Origin of the sequence: Bacteroides sp. HPS0048, assembly GCF_964240755.1 — a bacterium.
GTDB classification, from domain to species: Bacteria; Bacteroidota; Bacteroidia; order Bacteroidales; family Bacteroidaceae; genus Bacteroides; species Bacteroides nordii.
In genome coordinates this window covers 1-19,248 of record NZ_CAXSVC010000016.1, presented here as the reverse complement: position 1 = coordinate 19,248, position 19,248 = coordinate 1, and the positions used below count along the sequence as shown (strand labels likewise).

Annotated in this window: 13 protein-coding genes; 3 read left to right on the top strand and 10 right to left on the bottom strand. The window is 40.6% G+C overall.

Translation table 11 applies throughout. From position 1 onward, the window contains the following. The first annotated feature begins 35 nt into the window (after positions 1-35). Positions 36-1,016, top strand: a complete 981-nt coding sequence (gene pfkA / locus ACESQI_RS13520) for a 6-phosphofructokinase (RefSeq protein WP_002559450.1) — start codon at positions 36-38, stop codon at positions 1,014-1,016. Between the two features lie 174 nt (positions 1,017-1,190). Here pfkA and ACESQI_RS13515 read toward each other — a convergent pair whose 3' ends face one another. From ACESQI_RS13515 to ACESQI_RS13505, 3 genes are all read right to left on the bottom strand, one after another. After that, positions 1,191-2,534 carry a citrate/2-methylcitrate synthase gene (locus ACESQI_RS13515; protein WP_234130763.1) on the bottom strand — a complete coding sequence of 448 codons (1,344 nt, stop codon included), beginning with the start codon at positions 2,532-2,534 and terminating at the stop codon, positions 1,191-1,193. 22 nt (positions 2,535-2,556) lie between these two features. After that, on the bottom strand, positions 2,557-3,753 hold the full coding sequence (gene icd / locus ACESQI_RS13510; protein WP_002559448.1) for an NADP-dependent isocitrate dehydrogenase: 1,197 nt from the start codon (positions 3,751-3,753) through the stop codon (positions 2,557-2,559). 63 nt (positions 3,754-3,816) lie between these two features. Next, positions 3,817-6,072 carry an aconitate hydratase gene (locus ACESQI_RS13505; protein ID WP_234130762.1) on the bottom strand — a complete coding sequence of 752 codons (2,256 nt, stop codon included), beginning with the start codon at positions 6,070-6,072 and terminating at the stop codon, positions 3,817-3,819. A gap of 217 nt (positions 6,073-6,289) precedes the next feature. Here ACESQI_RS13505 and ACESQI_RS13500 point away from each other — a divergent pair, with 217 nt between their 5' ends. After that, on the top strand, positions 6,290-8,197 hold the full coding sequence (locus ACESQI_RS13500) for an AAA domain-containing protein (protein ID WP_373126317.1): 1,908 nt from the start codon (positions 6,290-6,292) through the stop codon (positions 8,195-8,197). A 78-nt stretch (positions 8,198-8,275) separates the two neighbouring features. On the opposite strand, the gene ACESQI_RS13495 is transcribed toward ACESQI_RS13500, so the two are convergent. The 6 genes from ACESQI_RS13495 to ilvD form a co-directional block, all read right to left on the bottom strand. Next, the gene (locus tag ACESQI_RS13495; RefSeq protein WP_278508841.1) at positions 8,276-10,129 is read right to left on the bottom strand and encodes an LruC domain-containing protein; all 1,854 of its coding nucleotides are present in this window, start codon (positions 10,127-10,129) and stop codon (positions 8,276-8,278) included. Between the two features lie 258 nt (positions 10,130-10,387). After that, positions 10,388-11,434: a ketol-acid reductoisomerase gene (ilvC, locus tag ACESQI_RS13490; protein ID WP_002559445.1), complete on the bottom strand. Its 1,047-nt coding sequence runs from the start codon at positions 11,432-11,434 to the stop codon at positions 10,388-10,390. 64 nt (positions 11,435-11,498) lie between these two features. After that, positions 11,499-12,242 (bottom strand): acyl-[acyl-carrier-protein] thioesterase, encoded by a 744-nt coding sequence (locus ACESQI_RS13485; protein ID WP_278508833.1) that lies wholly within the window; start codon positions 12,240-12,242, stop codon positions 11,499-11,501. After that, complete coding sequence (ilvN, locus tag ACESQI_RS13480; protein WP_278508835.1) at positions 12,235-12,804, bottom strand: acetolactate synthase small subunit; 570 nt, start codon at positions 12,802-12,804, stop codon at positions 12,235-12,237. The genes ACESQI_RS13485 and ilvN overlap by 8 nt, the downstream gene beginning before the upstream one ends. Positions 12,805-12,924: 120 nt before the next feature. After that, a complete protein-coding gene (gene ilvB, locus ACESQI_RS13475) occupies positions 12,925-14,619 on the bottom strand; it encodes a biosynthetic-type acetolactate synthase large subunit (protein ID WP_002559442.1) in 1,695 nt (564 codons plus the stop codon). 87 nt (positions 14,620-14,706) lie between these two features. Further along, positions 14,707-16,506, bottom strand: coding sequence for a dihydroxy-acid dehydratase (gene ilvD / locus ACESQI_RS13470; RefSeq protein WP_368107651.1), 1,800 nt, complete (start codon positions 16,504-16,506; stop codon positions 14,707-14,709). A gap of 470 nt (positions 16,507-16,976) precedes the next feature. On the opposite strand from ilvD, the gene ACESQI_RS13465 reads away from it, so the two are divergent. Further along, positions 16,977-17,552: a peptidylprolyl isomerase gene (locus ACESQI_RS13465; protein WP_002559440.1), complete on the top strand. Its 576-nt coding sequence runs from the start codon at positions 16,977-16,979 to the stop codon at positions 17,550-17,552. Positions 17,553-17,645: 93 nt separating this feature from the next. Here ACESQI_RS13465 and ACESQI_RS13460 read toward each other — a convergent pair whose 3' ends face one another. Beyond that, positions 17,646-18,932 carry a serine dehydratase subunit alpha family protein gene (locus tag ACESQI_RS13460; RefSeq protein ID WP_002559439.1) on the bottom strand — a complete coding sequence of 429 codons (1,287 nt, stop codon included), beginning with the start codon at positions 18,930-18,932 and terminating at the stop codon, positions 17,646-17,648. Positions 18,933-19,248: the final 316 nt, after the last annotated feature.

Genomic DNA, 19,248 nt, shown 5'->3' with positions numbered 1-19,248 from the left:
TATCTTTGCAGCGTCAAATATAAAATAAGATTGTAATGGGAACAGTTAAGTGTGTAGGTATTTTAACCTCCGGAGGAGATGCTCCGGGAATGAATGCTGCAATTCGTGCAGTGACACGTGCAGCTATCTATAACGGACTGCAAGTTAAGGGTATATACAGAGGATATAGAGGTCTGGTAACAGGAGAAATCAGCGAATTCAAGAGCCAGAATGTCAGTAATATCATTCAATTAGGTGGTACTATATTAAAAACAGCACGTTGCAAGGAATTTACTACTCCTGAGGGACGCCAGCTCGCATACGATAATATGAAAAAAGAGGGAATTGACGCCCTTGTTGTTATCGGTGGTGATGGTTCATTGACCGGTGCACGTATTTTTGCACAAGAGTTTGATGTACCTTGTATCGGACTACCCGGTACAATTGATAACGACTTGTATGGTACAGATACAACTATTGGATATGACACAGCATTGAATACAATTCTGGATGCAGTCGATAAAATACGCGATACAGCGACTTCACATGAGCGCCTTTTTTTCGTAGAAGTAATGGGGCGTGATGCCGGTTTTCTTGCACTGAATGGTGCTATTGCTTCAGGAGCCGAAGCCGCTATTATCCCAGAATTTAGTACAGAGGTAGACCAATTGGAAGAGTTTATCAAAAGCGGTTTCCGAAAATCCAAAAATAGCAGTATCGTATTAGTAGCCGAAAGTGAACTGACTGGTGGTGCCATGCATTACGCAGAGCGTGTAAAAAATGAATATCCGGAATACGATGTACGCGTCACTATATTAGGTCATTTACAACGTGGTGGTAGCCCTACCGCTCATGACCGTATCATTGCGAGCAGAATGGGTGCCGCTGCAATCGATGCATTAATGGAAGATCAACGAAATGTAATGATTGGTATCGAACATGACGAGATTGTATATGTACCATTCAGTAAAGCCATTAAGAATGACAAACCAATTCAAAGAGAACTGGTGAACGTACTGAGAGAACTCTCTATTTAAACGTTGTAGAGTTATAAAGTGGTAGAGTTATAGGATTATAGAACCAAGAAGCACAGTGCCATTATTTTTCCATTCAGATTTTCAATGAGATCTGCAGTGTAAAATTTTGAAATCCTGCACCCTATAACCCTATCACTTTATAATTCTATAACTTCATCACCCTATCGTTCTTTTTTATCGTTTATTCAGCGGAATATATTTACCAACATCCAGTACATTTTTATATGCAGGACGGATGATGCGCTTACCTTCAAAGTTAAGTTCTTCATTACGATGTGCACACCAGCCTACAATACGAGCCATTGCAAAAAGCGGCGTATAAATTTCTTGTGGCAGACCAATCATCTCATATACAAAACCGGAATAGAAATCAACATTACTTGATACAGTCTTACCGTTATTTTTTATTTTACCAAACATCGCAATTGCACGTTCTTCAAGTAATTCAAGAAAAGCAAACTCTTCTTCCTTTTTCTTCTCCTTTGCCAAATCCCGGGCGAGTTCTTTCAATAATAAAGCACGTGGATCAGAAATAGTGTATACAGCATGCCCAATACCATAAATCAATCCGGTTTTGTTATAAACCTCCTTATTCAACATACGGGTAAAATAAGTATCTATTTCATCTACATCCTTCCAATCCTGGATATTCTCCTGAAGATGATGGAACATATCAACTACCTGAATATTAGCACCTCCGTGAAGCGGACCTTTTAAGGAACCGATACCAGCTGCAATAGACGAATAAGTATCTGTCCCGGTAGAAGAAGTGACACGTACTGTAAAAGTAGAGTTATTACCACCACCATGCTCTGCTTGCAGCATGAGTAAAAGATCAAGGGTACGGGCTTCCAGCTGGGTATAATCCTTCTTAAGCATGTAGAGGAAATTTTCGGCTATAGAGAGTTTTTCCTGCGGATGACGAATATGAAGCGAACGGCCAAAGGTAGCATGACGCAACATATTATAAGCATATGCAATAATAGTAGGAAACTTCGAAATCAGATCAATACTCTGTCTCATAAGATTATCCCGGGAGGTATCATCCGGATTGGGGTCAAAACGATACATTTCAAGAACACTACGAGCCAAAATATTCATAATGTTATTACCCTCCAGCTCTATAATATTCATTTTCGTTTTCTGTTCCAATGGCATATTGTCATTCACCAATTCACGAAAAGAAGCTAATTCTTCCTTATCGGGCAAATGACCGGATAGCAACAGATAAGCTACCTCTTCAAAGCCATAACGTTTTTCTTTCATTGCAGCATGTGCCAAATCTTCCAAATCGTATTGACGATAGAATAACTTACCGGGAATTGGCTTCAAACCACCACCCGGAATACGCTCATAACCAACTACATTACCGACCTTAGTCAACCCTACCAGTACACCAGTACCATCTTCATTACGCAAACCGCGTTTTACATCATATTTCGGAAATAAATCATTATCAATCCGGGTAGCATTCTTCATCTCCTCGGAGAGCTTATAAACTAAATATTCTTTCTTCATGGAATTATTTCTCTTTTAATCATTAATTTATATTTTCTATTCTTTCAATAATCTCCCGCGTAAAAGCAGAAGTAGACAGAGCTTTCCCCCCCGGCATAAACCGGGCCAGATCAGCTGTAGCACGACCATCCTCAAAGCTATGTTCCAGTGCTCTCACAATCAGATCGGCAGCTTCCTGCCAACCCAAATACTCAAGCATCATTACAGCAGAAAGAACAAGCGAACAAGGATTCACAATATCCTTTCCAGCAATGTTAGGTGCAGTTCCGTGTGTTGCTTCAAAAATAGCATGCCCACTGTCATAATTGATATTAGCACCAGGAGCTATACCAATACCTCCTACCATAGCTGCCAACTGATCAGAGATATAATCACCATTCAGATTAAGGGTGGCAACCACCGAGTACTCTTCAGGCATTAACAAGGTATTTTGCAAAAAAGCATCTGCAATACAGTCCTTAACAATAAATCGTCCCTCTGCCAATGCATCACCAAATTCACGCTGTGCCAGCTCATATCCCCATTTTTTGAAACCACCTTCAGTAAATTTCATAATATTTCCTTTATGTACCAATGTCACAGAAGGTAAATGATGATCTAACGCATACTGACAAGCTGCCCTTACCAAACGCTCAGTACCTTCACGCGAAACCGGCTTTACACCAAAAGAAGACGTCTCCGGAAACCGTACTTTAGTTACTCCCATTTCATCACGTAAAAAATGATAAAACTTCTTCGCTTCAGGAGTACCCGCTTCCCATTCTATTCCTGCATAAATATCTTCTGTATTTTCACGGAAGATATGCATGTTTACCTTCTCCGGTGCAATAACAGGCGAATGAACACCTATGAACCAGCGAACAGGACGAAGACATACATACAAATCAAGAGTTTGGCGCAAAGCCACATTCAATGAGCGTATGCCACCGCCCACCGGTGTAGTCAAGGGTCCTTTAATGCCTATCAGATACTCTTTAAACTTCTCCATAGTCTCTTCAGGAAGCCACGAACCGGTAACATTATATGCACGTTCCCCAGCCAGAACTTCTACCCAGTCTATTTTACGCTTTTCACCGTAAGCTTCTTTTACGGCAACGTCCACAATGCTTTGCATGGCAGGAGTAATCTCCTCACCTACCCCGTCTCCTGTTATGAAAGGAACTGTAGGGATATCAGGTACTAATAATGTACCATCTGTTTGCTTAGTAATTTTGCTCATAATAAATAATGTGCCAATATGCCAATATTTAAAGGTATCAATTGGCTGGCGCGTGTTAATTGGTTAATTTTTTAATCCATTATTATTCAAGGCAGAACCGGCACGAAACCAGGATATCTGTTGTTCATTGTAAGTATGTTGTACTGCAAAACGTTCTTTTGTACCATCTTCATGATGGACAACCACTTCAAGATCACGTCCCGGAGCAAAATTCTGTAAACCTATGACAGAAATTAAGTCATGTTCCTGTATCCGATTATAATCAGCCTTATCCTTGAAAGTGATAGCAAGCATACCTTGCTTTTTAAGATTTGTTTCATGGATACGGGCAAAACTCTTGGCAAGAATTACTTTCACATTGAGGAAACGAGGTTCCATAGCGGCATGCTCCCTGCTGGAACCTTCGCCATAGTTTTCTTCAGCAACCACAATCGAAGAAATTCCTTCAGATTTATACATCTTTGCCGTACCAGAAACCGGCCCATACATGTTTGTCAAACGATTCCAGACACAGTTCGTTTCACCATTAAAAGCATTCACAGCTCCCATCAGCATATTGTCTGAAATATTTTCCAGATGCCCTCGAAAACGCAACCAGGGACCTGCCATAGAGATATGGTCGGTAGTACATTTCCCCTGAGCCTTAATCAAAAGAGGCATATTCAGTAAATCATTTCCATCCCATGCAGGAAAAGGAGTCAATAATTGTAAACGCGTTGAATGTGGATCCACCTTTATTTCAACCTGTGATCCTGCCGGAGCAAGATAGCCGTCAGAAGCCGAAGTGAAACCATGTACAGGCAATTCATCGCCTACCGGCTCGTTTAACTTTACTTTCTCACCATCATGAGTGAGCAAACGGTCTTTCAGCGGATTGAAACAAAGGTCGCCGGCAATAGTCAACGCCATAACAATCTCAGGTGAGGCAACAAAAGCAAAGGTATTCGGATTTCCATCAGCACGCTTAGCAAAGTTACGATTGAAAGAAGTTACTATAGAATTCTTACGCATAGGATCATCCGTATGTCTTTTCCACTGCCCGATACAGGGACCACAAGCATTAGCCATAATCGTAGCACCAATTTGCTGAAAAAGAGTTATCATTCCATCGCGTTCAGCAGTAGCATAAATCTGCTCACTACCCGGATTTACAATTAGTGGTGAAGAGATAGCAACATCTTTCTCCAGTGCCTGCCGGGCAACAGAAGCAGCGCGACTGATATCCTGATAAGAAGAATTTGTACATGACCCAATAAGCCCTACCTCCATCTTACGAGGATATCCATTCAGCAATACTTTTTCTGCAAATTCCGAAATAGGAGTAGCAGCATCAGGAGTAAAAGGCCCGTTAATATAAGGTTCTAATTCAGATAGGTCTATTTCAATTATACGATCATAAAAATTCTCAGGAAGTGCCATTACTTCATCATCCGGACGAAGATCGGCAGCTACAGCTTCAGCCAACATTACAACCTCTTCGCGGCCAGTAGCACGTAGGTAAGCAGCCATACGCTCATCATAAGGAAATAGTGAAGTAGTAGCACCTACTTCCGCCCCCATATTACAAATAGTAGCTTTTCCTGTAGCAGAAATAGATTCCGTACCGGGACCAAAATATTCAATAATGGCATTTGTTCCCCCTTTCACGGTCAATATACCTGCCAGTTTCAGAATAACGTCTTTCGGAGCAGTCCAACCATTAAGTTCACCTGTCAAACGAACTCCAATCAATTTAGGCATCTTAAGCTCCCATTCCATGCCCGTCATCACATCTACTGCATCAGCACCTCCCACACCTATTGCAACCATACCTAAGCCACCAGCATTAGGAGTATGAGAGTCCGTCCCCACCATCATACCGCCAGGAAAAGCATAATTCTCCAATACTACCTGATGGATAATGCCAGCTCCCGGTTTCCAAAAACCAATACCATAGCGGGAAGAAACGTCACGCAGAAAATCATACACTTCTTCGTTTGTCTTGGTGGCAGTGGCAATATCTTCGCGTGCCCCTTTATAAGCTTGTATCAAATGATCACAATGTACAGTAGAAGGAACTGCAGCCTGCTCCTTTCCTGCATTCATAAACTGCAATAAAGCCATCTGTGCTGTAGCATCCTGCATTGCTACGCGGTCCGGACGGAAATTCACATAATCTTCCCCACGTTTATAATCTTTAAAAACAGTCTCATCAAAAAGATGAGTATACAAGACTTTTTCCGCCAATGTAAGCGGACGCTTCAATACTGCCCGCACATGCTCCATCTTCTCTTTATAAGCCGAATAGAAGCTCTTTATCATGTCTATATCATACACCATATGCATTAATATTTTTAAACTGTATATATAATATTAACGAATGAGAGTCAGATAAGGTTTAACAAAATGAAATAAATATTCGAGACTGCAAAGAGAAGTGTTACCTTTGCGAAAAGATAAATTATAATCTGAATTATTTTCTCTGCTTAAAAAAGGATCACGCTTTACAACATAGATTTGTTTTTTGAGCAATAGTGAATATTCTTTAGCAGACAGCATGGTTGAAAATAAAATAAATCCAGGTTCTCCACTCCTTTCTCTCCAAAAGCAACAACTCCTGTTGCGTATGGAATATGAATGTGAGAAAGAAGAATTTAAGCGTCAGACAGAAACAATGGGAATCACCCGAAAGATAAAACGCGGGCTCTGCTGGTATCCTCTACTTGTTGGACGTAGTTATTATAATTCTTTAAATCAACTGGTAGTAGAAGTGATACGAACCGAAGATAAGGATATCGAGCATGCTTTTGAGTTCGGACGTCCTGTTTGTTTCTTCCAGCAGAAATATGATGGAAAAATCCATTATATGAATTTTACTGCAACAGTAAGTTATGCTGATGAGGAACGAATGGTTATCGTTCTACCCAATGCAGGTGCACTACTCGAAATACAAGGAACCGATCGGTTGGGGGTACAACTTTATTTTGACGAGACCTCCTACCATACCATGTTTGAAGCATTAGAAGATGTAATCCGCGCCAAAAATAACCGACTGGCAGAACTGCGTGATACACTCTTAGGAACTCTTCCTGTACATCAACGCGAACTCTATCCTGTCCGTTTCCCATGGTTAAACTCTACTCAGGAGGAAGCTGTAAATAAGGTACTTTGTACTAAAGACGTAGCCATAGTCCATGGACCTCCCGGAACAGGAAAAACCACTACACTCGTTGAAGCTATTTACGAAACACTACACCGTGAAAATCAAGTACTCGTTTGCGCACAAAGTAACACTGCTGTAGACTGGATTTCAGAAAAGCTTGTAGACCGTGGTGTACCCGTACTTCGCATCGGCAATCCAACGCGTGTTAATGATAAGATGCTCTCGTTCACGTATGAACGCCGCTTTGAGAGTCATCCGGCCTATACCGAGTTATGGGGGATACGTAAATCTATCCGGGAAATGAACGGACGTATACGTAAAGGCAGTCATATCGAAAGAGAAAATATGCGCAACCGTATCAGCCACCTGCGTGATCGTGCCACAGAGTTGGAAATACTTATCAATGAAGCTCTGTTCTCTTCAACCCGGGTGGTTGCATCTACTCTTGTCAGTAGTAACCACCGGATTCTTAATGGACGTCGTTTCAGTACACTGTTCATTGATGAAGCTGCACAAGCATTAGAAGCAGCATGCTGGATTGCTATCCGCAAAGCAGATCGCGTGATCTTTGCCGGTGATCATTGCCAGTTACCTCCTACAATCAAATGCATTGAAGCTGCCCGTGGTGGTTTGGATCACACATTGATGGAAAAAGTAGTAGCTAATAAGCCAATCTCCGTTTCTTTATTAAAGGTACAATACCGTATGAACGAGTCCATCATGCGTTTTCCTTCAGAATGGTTTTATAACAATCAGTTAGAATCTGCTCCTGAAATACGTCAACGCGGCATTCTTGATTTCGATACCCCTATGATCTGGATCGATACTTCAGAAATGGAATGCCACGAAGAGTTTGTTGGTGAAAGCTTCGGACGTATTAATAAACCGGAAGCAAACTTGTTACTACAAGAGCTGGAAAGTTATATTCAAAAAATAGGAGAAAACCGGGTATTAGACGAACAAATTGATTTTGGGCTCATTTCTCCGTACAAAGCACAAGTACAATATTTACGAAACAAAATAAAGAGTAATAGTTTTTTCAGGCGCTTCCGGCCATTAATTACCGTTAATACAGTAGATGGCTTCCAAGGTCAGGAAAGAGATGTTATTTTTATCAGTCTCGTACGTGCCAACGAAAGCGGGCAGATTGGTTTCCTTAATGATTTACGAAGAATGAATGTTGCTATTACCCGGGCACGAATGAAATTAGTAATATTAGGAAATGCTACGACCCTGACTAAACATACTTTTTATCACAAATTAATGGAATATATCCAAAAAGAGACAGCTATACGCTTATAAACCATCCTACCTATAAAAACAACCGGGTGATATTATTCAAAGATAATACCACCCAGCTATCACATTAATGTGTATCTATTACTTGTACCAATCTTTATTAGTTGTACCATTCGACTTAGCCCAATCCGCAAAGCGAGGATAAGACTTGTCTACTGATATCTTTTCTTCTGTACTGAATTTTTCAGCATCTATCATATGGATAGCATATGGGTAATTGTTAGCAGAAACATAATATATACTTTTATCTACCTCAGAAAGATCAGCACCTGTATGGAATAATGTCATATCCGCTTTCTCCGTCGGTTTATGGTTTACCAGATGAACTTCAATGCGCCCCTTATCCATATTCTTATGAATAAAAATAAACGGATTGTATGGAGCAACACCAAACTGGCTATGATCGACCGGTTTTTTGAAAGAATTCCTGACTTTATAAACAGAAGTATAAGTGTTATTCCCCGTTACTTCAATGGCATCATTAAACAATGATATAGTAGCCATATTTATATCCTTGTCAAGCCCCTGATTACTCCAGCCAGAAGTGCCTTCTACAACTTCACATTCCACATTAGAACGTTCAGTATTCATCTGATAGGCAAATCCATTATGATAAAGTGCCCCTGCCCAAAGAGCGGTAAAAGTATCTTCTGTGGAAAGAACTTCATTCTTTGTGTTATAGTACATTACAGAGTTATACTTCAGAATCATATCATTCAAATCATAATCACCCTTATCAGGCCAGTTATCCTCAAAAGCCAGAATCCCTTTATAAACTATGCTATAAGCTATCGAACTGTCATCTTCCGGTTCCGTAGGTTTTACTTCGGGTAATTCAGGTGTCACAATCGCCTCTATCGGATTAGACCATACATTGAACTGTACATCATTGTAATCCGCGTCTGTCCAATCTTCAAACGAAAGTACTATGAAATCATTTATTCTAAAGGCTACAGTGTGTGTGCGTCCATCAGAGTTCAAACTGGTCGTGGAATAGAATTCTTTATATCTGGTAGCAACTGTACCTTTTCTGAAAGCATCATTATTGATAAACCAGCCAATTTTTGTTCCATTCGGAAAATCTGTTCCCTGATCTATTCCATTTTCGTCAATATAATGTAATTTTACACATTCTCCACCTTTAATACCAACACCTGTTTTTGTGTTAGGGAACACAACATACTTTTTGGCCTTTCTAATAGCTGCGTCCGAATCTCCTTCTTTATAACAATAATATCCAAAAGTACTCGCAGCAGCACTTGTTCCTCCAATAAAACGTACTTTAACCTCTGATTTTCTTCCTTTCGGATCATTTAACACAAAATCAGCAGACTGACGATACTTGAAAGGACAAGTTCCTCCTTCCGGAATAGTCTTATTGATTGTACTTAATATAGACTTAGACAAACTGAGCTGCCCTTCACTGTCCAAATAATTTGGACGCCCCTTTACATCCCATGTCCCTAATACATTATAATTAGAAGGTACATTCCCAAATTCTCCATCGGCACGTGTCTGTGGAATAGCATCAGCCATTGTATCCCAATTGATGTCAGCATCAATCACCTCCCCCTTAAATGAAGCCTTATACAACATAGGTACCCCGATATAGGAAGTATAAATATAAACATCACTACCATGATCCGATGAAATCGTTTCTAAAGAACGATATTCACCTTTTTCATCTGTCATACGCTTAACTACGGGTTCAATATCCGTACGTTTTATAACTTGTCCTTCGGCATCAGTAATAAACGGATTTTCAGTATAAACCTCAAAAAGAACTTTATATCCTTCAGGCACATCATAATTCACATTCAACTGAACAGACTCAGTAGTAGCAAAATCAAAGGTGTTGGGAATGTCGGAATTAACTTCCCCAGGTACAGAAAGGTCAGTATCATTATTAATACAACCTACAAAAATAGAAGTCATCAGCAAGCAAAATATTGCTCCTGAATACACAAAGGAGATACACTTCTTGACCATATTAGTTATTCGTTTTGTTTGTTTCTAATTAATCGCTACAAATATACATATAAACTTGTAATATTTATCCACATTATATACTATTTTTTCATACAGAAATCAAACTTTTAACTAATATCAGGTTTAGCACTCTATTATACAGCAAAATAAAAGGAGGAAAATCAAGATTCTCCTCCTTTCTAAAAGTTGTATATTCTATCCGAATTAGTTGTTTTCCGGACGAAGTTTACGAACAACTGCACCAGCTTGCCACATTTCACTTTCACGTAATGCTTTCAGCTCAGCATCCAAACCTTCACGATAATCAGGTTTAGAGTTTGTATCAATAGAGCGTTGTGCTTCGTTACCACATTTTACTTCACTATACAGCTTTTCAAATACTGGTTTTGTAGCATCGTGGAACGGTCCCATCCAATCGAGAGCACCACGCTGAGCAGTAGTAGAACAGTTTGCATACATCCAATCCATACCATTCTTTGCAAATAATGGCATCAACGACTGAGTCAATTCTTCAACAGTTTCGTTGAAAGCCTCAGAAGGAGTATGACCATTTTCACGCAACACTTCATATTGAGCCAGCAACAATCCCTGAATGGCTCCCATCAATGTACCACGCTCACCTGTCAGGTCAGAATAAACTTCACGTTTGAAAGTAGTTTCAAACAAATAACCAGAACCAACACCGATACCCAGTGCAATCACTCTATCCCATGCTTTACCTGTTGCATCCTGGAAGATAGCAAAAGAAGAATTCAACCCACGACCTTCGAGGAACATAGTACGAAGAGACGTACCCGACCCCTTGGGAGCTACAAGAATTACATCTACATCAGCAGGAGGAACAATACCTGTGCGTTCTTTGTAAGTAATACCGAAACCGTGAGAGAAGTAAAGTGCTTTACCCGGAGTCAGATTTTTCTTCACAGTAGGCCATACTTCGATTTGAGCTGCATCAGAGAGCAGGTATTGAATAATGGTTCCACGCTGGCATGCTTCGTCAATATCAAACAATGTCTCGCCAGGTACCCAACCGTCAGCAACTGCTTTTTCCCAGGTTTTGCCACCTTTACGCTGTCCTACGATTACATTAAACCCATTGTCACGCAAATTTAATGACTGGCCAGGACCCTGTACACCGTAACCGATAACAGCGATTGTTTCGTTTTTCAATACTTCACGAGCTTTCTCCAACGGAAATTCTTCACGGGTTACTACATTTTCAGTAACACCGCCAAAATTCATTTGTGCCATTTTTGTTTTCAGTTTTAAATGGTGGCATAGCCACCTGTTCATTATTTATAATCTAATTTTTTTTCTATTCAAACAGTACTTTAGAACGACAAACGACCTCGTTTCCATTCTTTTTTACCTCTACATGATATTCATTTTCATTCACCTCTTCCTGAAAGAAAGAGAGTTCATCACCGTAATAACTTTCGGCAACATAAGCCATTTCAAAACGGCGAATATGCTTCGTCTTATACAATTCTATCGGAAACAAATCCAGAATATGCTCAATATAACGAATACTGTTTACATGCCCGTTAATATCGATATCACTATATTTAGCTGTAAGCGTAGCCACAGGGTCTGTAGCGGTCACCTTAATACGTGAAGGCTTTTCTATCGGACAAGGTTCATCACAAACATAATCCACAATACTTCCCCCATGTAGCGTAAGCAAGTCGGTCGGTTTACGGGTATTCAGATTTATCATAGCCCATACAGAACGGGCGTATCCGATTTTCTTTCCGTCTTTGTTGATCACTGCAAAATTACGATCCGTAAAAAGACGATATACATTTTCCACCCATGTCTGAACACCGAATTCCTCATACTGGTAAGGCATTTCATCCAATTCAATAGCCAAGCGGGAAAGCACCCAAGTGTAGTTGTCCTCATTCAAAGTTGCGATTCCAAACCCACGGTCGCTGGCATGAAAACCTGCACAGTTAAGCAGATGATTTCCCAGCACGCCCATCGTCAGACGCCCGTTAAAATCCACATGAAACGGCTCTGCTACAAATTTATAGCTTCCTATCTTATTATTTTCACTCATTTTCCGGTTGATTCTTATTTAGATTGTATCTTGCCTCCCGATCTGCCAGAAATTCATTCACTCGTTCAAAGCAGCTGGTAGTAATAGCTACACGCCCTGAACGTACAAATTGCAATACACAACCCAATGTGCGTAGTTCATCATAAAGAGCTGTGATATCTTCCCCCCGTCCATTCTTCTCAACAATAGCAAATACAGGATTTACCTCCACAATACGCGCATTGTATTTTCTGATTACCCGGGAAGCATCCGGATTGGACTGAAATTCCGGAATAGATACTTTATACAAAGCAATCTCATGAAAATATATCTCATCATCAGTAAAATAATGTGCTTGTAGCACATCTATCTTCTTTTCAATCTGCTTGACTACCTTCTCTATTGTATCCTTATCCGTCCAGGCAGTAATTGTATACTTATGTACCCCTCTAATGGAAGAAGCAGACACATTTAAGCTCTCGATATTAATCTGACGGCGTGTAAATACAGCCGTTATCTGATTTAACAAACCTGCAATATTCTCCGAATGAACAATCAGCGTATATAATGTCTTATCACTCATAATCTTATTTAGTTAATTGAAAATTGAAAGTTGAAAATTGAAAGTTTTTAGTTTTTAGTTAAAAGTGAGATTACGCTATCAGACTGCATAGCCATTTTCAACTTTCAATTTTCAACTAATTCAGCACTCTAATAGCATCTGATTCACCGAACCACCCGGAGGGGTCATTGGCAATACATTTCCCTCTTCAATCACACAAGCTTCCAACAGATACGGACCATCGGTTGCAATCATTTCTTCGATAGCCTCTGCCAGTTCTTCACGCGTCATTACCCGCCGGGATGGAATATCATAAGCAGAAGCAATTTTCATGTAATCCGGATTCAACATCGGAGTAAAAGAGTATTTACGATTGAAAAACATTGCCTGCCACTGGCGCACATTTCCCAAAAAGTTATTATTCAATACGATAATCTTTACCGGTGCTTTCTGTTCCATGATAGTGCCCAATTCCTGAATATTCATTTGAAGGCCACCATCTCCCATAAAAACACAAACCGTACGGTCCGGACGTCCAAAGGTAGCGCCAATAGCTGCCGGAAGACCAAATCCCATCGTTCCTAATCCTCCGGAAGTAATAATACTACGCTCTTTCGTATATTTAAAATACCGGGCAGACATCATTTGATTCTGGCCAACATCGGTCACGAGGATTGCTTCATTATTGGTAGCTTCGCTCACCGCACGTACCACTTCACCCATAGAGAGTGTGTCATTCATAGGATGAAGTTCCGGACGAATTACTTTTTCCTCTTCCACGCGTTCATAATCAGTGAAACTTTCCAGCCATTCCGTGTGTGTATTGGGCTGAAGCAGTTCTGTTACTGCAACCAGCGTTTCTTTACAATCGCCTAATACAGCTACATCCGCATATACGTTTTTATTAACTTCAGCCGGATCAATATCGAAATGAATCACTTTTGCCTGCTTGGCATAAGTAGCAAGATTACCTGTTACGCGGTCATCAAAACGCATTCCCACAGCAATAAGTACATCGCATTTATTGGTATTAATATTAGGCCCCAGATTTCCATGCATACCTAACATCCCTTTATTCAGAGGGTGTTCAGTGGGCAAAGCAGACAATCCGAGCAACGTACATCCGGCAGGTATCCCGGCCTTTTCGATAAAAGTGCGCAATTCCTGTTGAGCGTTTCCTAACTCCACGCCTTGTCCAACAAGCACCAACGGACGCTCTGCCTTATTAATCAAATCAGCAGCCATCTTCACAGATTCCGGATCGGTATCAGGAACAGGAACATAACTACGAATATAATCCAATTTAGCAGAAGTATATTCCGCCTTTTCTACCTGTGCATTTTTGGCAAAGTCAAGAACTACAGGACCGGGACGACCACTTTTTGCAATATAAAAAGCGCGTGCCACAGCCCATGGAACATCCTCTGCACGACGAATCTGATAGCTCCATTTGGTTATAGGCTGGGTAATACCAACAAGGTCTACCTCCTGAAAAGCATCTGTTCCCAAAAATGCAGTTCCTACCTGACCGGCTATCACAACAACAGGAGTACTATCAATCATGGCATCGGCAATACCGGTTATAGTATTGGTAGCACCAGGACCACTGGTTACCAGGCAGACCCCTACTTCACCCGACGAGCGTGCAAAACCTTGTGCTGCATGGGCAGCCCCCTGTTCGTGTCGAACCAAAATATGGTTCAATGTTTCTCTATGATCATACAGAGCGTCAAACACCGGCATAATAGAACCTCCCGGATAACCAAAAATGGTTTTCACTCCCTGATACTCAAGAGAACGCATCAATGCCTCTGAGCCTGATATTAGTTCTTTCATCTATATATTTACGATTAGACAATTTACTATTTACGATTGAAATTACTTCAACTCTCAATCCTAAATCCTAAATCTAAATTCATACTTCTAAATCATTCTTACAGCTCCCTTATCAGCGGAGCTTACCATACTGGCATAAGCCTTCAAACTTTTCGGAACATTACGTTCGCGGGTCACAGGAGTCATCGGACGAGCTGCCAGTTCCTCATCGGTCAGTTTCACATTGATAGTACGTTCCGGGATATTTATTTCAATAATATCTCCATCCTGAATTTTTCCAATATTTCCTCCGGCGGCAGCTTCGGGAGAGATATGACCGATACTCAGTCCGGATGTACCACCACTGAAACGACCGTCCGTAATCAAAGCACATTCTTTTCCAAGATGACGGGATTTAATATAAGAGGTAGGATACAGCATTTCCTGCATACCTGGGCCACCTTTGGGACCTTCATTCGTAATGACCACTACATCACCACTCACCACCTTGCCTCCGAGGATACCCTCACAAGCTGCCTCTTGCGAATCAAACACTTTAGCCGGTCCCGAAAACTTCCAGATACTTGCATCCACGCCTGCTGTTTTCACGACACAGCCATCCTGAGCTATATTTCCTTTCAGTACTGCCAAACCACCATCTTTACTATAAGCATGTTCCAAGTCACGGATACACCCTTCGGCACGATCTGTATCAAGCTCTTTATAAAATGCATGCTGAGACCCAAGTACAAGATTAAATTTACCGGCTGCAGCACTTGAATATTTTTTTATCGCTTCATCACAAACGTCAGGACTGGTTATACTGTATTTATCAATAGCCTCAGCCAACGTCATTCCATCTACACGCAGAACGGTTGTGTCTACCAATCCGCCCTTAGCCAATTCATCCATTATAGCAATGATACCTCCGGCGCGATTCACATCCTGTATATGATATTTCTGTGTATTAGGAGCTACCTTACAAAGACATGGGCTCTTACGGGACAACATATCAATATCATCCATTTTAAAGTCTACCTCTGCCTCATGGGCAACAGCAAGCAGATGGAGTATTGTATTAGTAGATCCCCCCATAGCAATATCCAGCGTCATTGCATTCAAAAAAGCTTCACGCGTTGCTATACTTCGCGGCAATACACTTTCATCACCTTTTTCATAATATTTAAAGGCATTCTCTACTATCAATTTTGCTGCATCTTTAAAGAGTTGCTTACGGTTCTCATGTGTAGCCACAATGGTACCATTACCTGGTAGTGCCAGACCAATCGCCTCATTCAGACAGTTCATCGAATTGGCCGTAAACATACCCGAACAACAACCACAGGTAGGACAAGCATGCTGTTCTATTTTAGCTACTTCATTATCGCTTACACTCTCATCGGCCGATTTAATCATAGCATCAATCAAGTCAAGATGCTGACCATTCCATTCACCAGCTTCCATCGGCCCCCCCGATACAAAAACAGTGGGAATATTCAATCGCATAGCAGCCATAAGCATACCCGGAGTGATTTTGTCACAATTGCTAATACAAATCATTGCATCTGCCTTGTGAGCATTCACCATATACTCAACACTATCAGCTATAATATCACGGGAAGGAAGTGAATAAAGCATACCATCATGTCCCATTGCAATACCATCATCAATAGCAATTGTGTTGAATTCCGCAGCAAAGCATCCCAACTTCTCAATTTCAGTTTTCACCTGTTGTCCTATTTCATGCAAATGCACATGCCCCGGGACAAATTGTGTAAACGAATTGACAATAGCTATAATGGGCTTTCCCATTTGTTCTTTCTTCATGCCATTGGCTGCCCATAAAGCGCGGGCACCCGCCATACGGCGACCTTGTGTACTGGATGAACTGCGTAACTGCTTTTTCATTTCCTGTTTTCCTTTTAATTAAAGAGCCTTCCTCACTGTTGTGAGAAAGGCTCTAATATTATCTTTTATGGTACGAATACATACACAACCTTCCTCACGCTCTTGATGGGACCACCACGACGCGAATAATATGCAGGACTGTCAGGTTTATAGATGTATGGATATTCATATCTTAATTTTCTCTATTGATTGTGCTGCAAAGGTAAGGGCTTTTTTATTATCTCCAAACAAATTGAAGAAAAAAATCACCCAAAAACGAACAATCGTAAGAAAAAAAAGGAATAATATCCTTTTTTATCACTTAAATCACGCTTTTCACCACAGAGTAACACTGAGTTTCACAGAGAATTAACTATTAAATTCATCTATAAACAATAAACTCTGTGAAACTCTGTGCTACTCTGTGGTGAAATTCGTATCTTTGCAGCTACGCGGATTATGCGTAAGTACTAACTATATACTAAAAACAAATGGAAACAGTAGAAAACAAGTACATCACTGTAGCGTACAAACTGTACACAATAGAAGATGGAGAAAAAGATTTAGTAGAAGAAGCAAAAGCAGAAAATCCATTCCAATTCATTTCCGGTTTGGGTACTACGCTCGAAGCTTTCGAAAGCCAGATAGCATCACTCAACAAAGGAGATAAATTTGAATTCATCATTCCGTCACAAGAAGCTTACGGTGAGTATAACGAAGAACATGTACTGGATTTACCGAGACACATCTTTGAGATTGATGGTAAATTCGACAGTGAACGTATCTACGAAGGTAGTGTAGTACCTTTGATGGATGCCGAAGGTCATCGTATGAACGGAACAGTAGTAGAGGTAAAGCCTGATACAGTAGTAGTTGACATGAACCACCCATTGGCAGGAGCTGATTTAAACTTCGTGGGTGAAGTTACAGAAAGTCGTCCGGCTACAAACGAAGAAATACAGGAAGTTGTAAATATGATGGGTGGTGGCGGCTGTAGCTGCGGTTGTGGAGACTGTGGTAGCGACTGCGGTGACCATGGATGTGGAGATGGTTGCGGATGCCATTAATTTAGTTGAAAATTGAAAGTTGAAAATTGAAAGTTACTATGCAGTGTGATAGCGCAGCCAGTTTTCAATTTTCAACTTTCAATTTTCAATTCCCTAACAGTTCTTATGTGTCATTATGTCCAATACCACTCTATCCGTTTCATTCATTCCCTGCGAACCAATACGGGTTAGGTTGCGAATACTTTGATCCACATCTTCGTCAATAATACCCTCCACGGACGTCACACAACGATTCTCCATTGCCATCACAGCAGATAAAACAGCAGTAGAAACTCCCGTTGTCACTTTTAAAGCACAACTGGGTTTTGCACCATCACAAATCATTCCGGTTAAATTGGCAATCATATTTTGTACAGCGAAAGCTACTTGCTCATAACTTCCTCCCATCAGCCATGTGATCCCACAACTGGAACCTGTAGCAGCTACTACACAACCGCAAAGAGCTGATAAACGCCCCAGACTTTGTTTTATATAAATCACCGTGAGATGACTCATCATCAAGGCTCTGATTAATTCCTCTTCTGATTTTCCATTCTCTTCTGCAAAGACAAGCACAGGTAAAGTAGCCGAAATGCCCTGATTACCACTTCCCGAATTACTCATTACAGGAATCATAGCTCCTGCCATACGGGCATCACAAGCTGCCGAAGTATAAGAAAGAATGTGAGAAAATACACTATCGCCCATAATCTGATGTTCATACCTCCCCCGGAGCATTCTTCCCAATGCATGCCCATACTCTCCATGAAAAGATTGCTCGGCAGCAGCCTTATTTAGGCGGGCAGTCTCAAGGATAAAACGAATTTCATCCAACGGAGCTTCCAAAGCAAAATCATACACCTTTCTCAGATTTAGTTCCAAAGGTTCTTGTTCGTCTTCTTCTGTTCCGGATTGTTGTTTATCAAGCAATACTTCTTCACCACGCGCTATATATATAAAGGTAGTATGTCCACCGGCAATAATTGCCGTAGCTTTTTTATCTCCCGCTTCACAAATAACTTCAATATAAAGTTTTTCCGCTATATCCTCTTTTAAGGAAATACAAATACGTTTCTCATCAATAAACCGCTTACCTCGTTCTACTGCTTCCGGCGTACTATCTCTCAACACTTCAAGCTGATATTCTGATTTTCCGACAATAGCCCCCAAAGCCACTGCGATAGGAAGCCCGATCATGCCTGTCCCCGGGATGCCTACTCCCATTGCATTCTTTAAAATATTAGCACTCAAAAGAACTCTTATATTTTCAGGGATTGTGCCAAGTGTCTCCGCTGCCTTCGATACACATAATGCTACCGCAATAGGCTCTGTGCAGCCAATAGCCGGAATAACTTCGCGTTGTACTAAATCTATTATTTGTTTCCTTTCTGACTCAATCATGAATTTTCTCTTTTTTAAATTTCTACAAAAGTAAAGAATATACTTATAAACATGAATTATATTTTCAAGTTTTACACAAAATATCGAGATATTATATACCTATCCCCCCTTAATTTCTTTCTTATTCAACTGCTTTCTTGCTAACAATGAAAAGCTATAAGATACAAAATAAACTTAGATGTAATATAATGCGAATCAGTAGTTAAAAACCGGACCTAACTTAATCGTATATATTTGTCCAAAACAAGGCGATATAAACTACCTTTTATCAGGAAGAAAACTACTATTCTCTCTTTTATAATCTATAACCAAAACT

Excerpts from the sequence above, each read along its gene's own strand:
- pfkA (WP_002559450.1), top strand. The coding sequence starts at position 36 with ATGGGAACAGTTAAGTGTGTAGGTATTTTAACCTCCGGAGGAGATGCT.
- ACESQI_RS13515 (WP_234130763.1), bottom strand. The coding sequence starts at position 2,534 with ATGAAGAAAGAATATTTAGTTTATAAGCTCTCCGAGGAGATGAAGAAT.
- icd (WP_002559448.1), bottom strand. The coding sequence starts at position 3,753 with ATGAGCAAAATTACTAAGCAAACAGATGGTACATTATTAGTACCTGAT.
- ACESQI_RS13505 (WP_234130762.1), bottom strand. The coding sequence starts at position 6,072 with ATGGTGTATGATATAGACATGATAAAGAGCTTCTATTCGGCTTATAAA.
- ACESQI_RS13500 (WP_373126317.1), top strand. The coding sequence starts at position 6,290 with ATGGTTGAAAATAAAATAAATCCAGGTTCTCCACTCCTTTCTCTCCAA.
- ACESQI_RS13495 (WP_278508841.1), bottom strand. The coding sequence starts at position 10,129 with ATGACTTCTATTTTTGTAGGTTGTATTAATAATGATACTGACCTTTCT.
- ilvC (WP_002559445.1), bottom strand. The coding sequence starts at position 11,434 with ATGGCACAAATGAATTTTGGCGGTGTTACTGAAAATGTAGTAACCCGT.
- ACESQI_RS13485 (WP_278508833.1), bottom strand. The coding sequence starts at position 12,242 with ATGAGTGAAAATAATAAGATAGGAAGCTATAAATTTGTAGCAGAGCCG.
- ilvN (WP_278508835.1), bottom strand. The coding sequence starts at position 12,804 with ATGAGTGATAAGACATTATATACGCTGATTGTTCATTCGGAGAATATT.
- ilvB (WP_002559442.1), bottom strand. The coding sequence starts at position 14,619 with ATGAAAGAACTAATATCAGGCTCAGAGGCATTGATGCGTTCTCTTGAG.
- ilvD (WP_368107651.1), bottom strand. The coding sequence starts at position 16,506 with ATGAAAAAGCAGTTACGCAGTTCATCCAGTACACAAGGTCGCCGTATG.
- ACESQI_RS13465 (WP_002559440.1), top strand. The coding sequence starts at position 16,977 with ATGGAAACAGTAGAAAACAAGTACATCACTGTAGCGTACAAACTGTAC.
- ACESQI_RS13460 (WP_002559439.1), bottom strand. The coding sequence starts at position 18,932 with ATGATTGAGTCAGAAAGGAAACAAATAATAGATTTAGTACAACGCGAA.